Source organism: Streptosporangium sp. G11, assembly GCF_051192615.1.
In the GTDB taxonomy this organism is placed as follows: Bacteria; Actinomycetota; Actinomycetes; order Streptosporangiales; family Streptosporangiaceae; genus Streptosporangium.
The window spans coordinates 1-1,179 of sequence record NZ_JBPJUQ010000306.1; the positions used below are offsets into that span (position 1 = coordinate 1).

The window sequence follows — 1,179 nt, forward strand, 5'->3', positions numbered from 1 at the left end:
GTCCCGCGCGCACCAGCTCCACCATCTGCCGGCGAAACTCCGGCGGATAGTTGTTCGGCACAGTGAACTCCTTCTTCCGGGAACCAGGGTTCCTCAGAGATCAGGTGTCCACCAAACCGGGGCAACTCCACTGAGGTGTTAGACCTTGACCTGATATACCGGCACCTCACCACACAGCTCTCGTCCAAAGGACGCCCCAGACCGGAGCGATCAGTTCGCTCCAACATCGACCAGCTCGGCTTGATCACAAATCCGGTCTTCGTCGCGACTCACTATGCCTAGAGCCCTAACCAGCATCAACCGAAGATCGGCGAGAGCGAAGCAGGACATTTTCGACCTCGGCAACACTCTTGAGGACGTGGATGAGGCGTTCAAGGTATAGATCGGGAAGTTCGTTAGCAGCCTGGTCTCGCAGGAGAGGCCAGATGATCATCACTCGTCCCGGCCCGACCATGTGTAGCAGAGACCACATCGACAAAATCAATAGAGGTCGATGCTCCGATCGGTCAGCCTGGGATGACGCCGTCACTAACGGAGGTGTCCCTAGTGCGCGAGTAGTGGTCGTACAGCCCGTTGAGCTGGCTCACCCAAAACTCGTCCTTCTGCCGCGCCGAGGCTTTGCGCGGGAGTAGTCCGAGGTCGGCCGCGAGATTGTAGAATCCACCACCTGCATCATTTCCGTCCAGATAGATTACCAACGCGGAGATCATCAGGTTGCTCTCTGGCCGGTTCCGCTTCACGATCAGCCCGAGCAGAAATCCCATCGCGGTGCGCTCGTCCTGCCGCCCGAAATCAAAACCCGGGATGCCGGTTCGGCGCTCCAGTACAGTGTTCAGCTCCGTGTACGACGTCGTCCTCCGAAGCCGTGCGCGTTCAATCAGAAATTTCAGCCCGCCCTCAGTGAGCTGATCCCAGGTCTCGTCATCACGACCGTACTTGGACATCACATCGCCTCCACTTGGAGGATAACGAACAGGCCGGCGAACCTGGGGGAAATAGATCAATCCGTGAGAGCCACTAAGACCGCCGCTTCGCCCGAGAATGCACTGATACCGATCTCGTCACCTCTTCTCGCTCAGTGAGTGTTTGAGAGGTGATCGTGAGGTCGTTCTATGGCAGAGCAGAAGACAGAGGACGATGCAACAGCGCACCCAGGTAGTCGAAGGCGCCAGCCCTAAG

Annotated in this window: 1 protein-coding gene; it reads right to left on the reverse strand. The window is 57.9% G+C overall.

Annotation, left to right across the window (positions count from 1 at the left end):
* Window positions 1-506 precede the first annotated feature (506 nt).
* A complete protein-coding gene (locus ACSDR0_RS50725) occupies window positions 507-944 on the reverse strand; it encodes a hypothetical protein (protein ID WP_435296152.1) in 438 nt (145 codons plus the stop codon).
* Window positions 945-1,179: the final 235 nt, after the last annotated feature.

Bases quoted from the DNA above. Each gene is read 5' to 3' on its own strand.
- ACSDR0_RS50725 (WP_435296152.1), bottom strand. From the start codon at position 944: ATGTCCAAGTACGGTCGTGATGACGAGACCTGGGATCAGCTCACTGAG.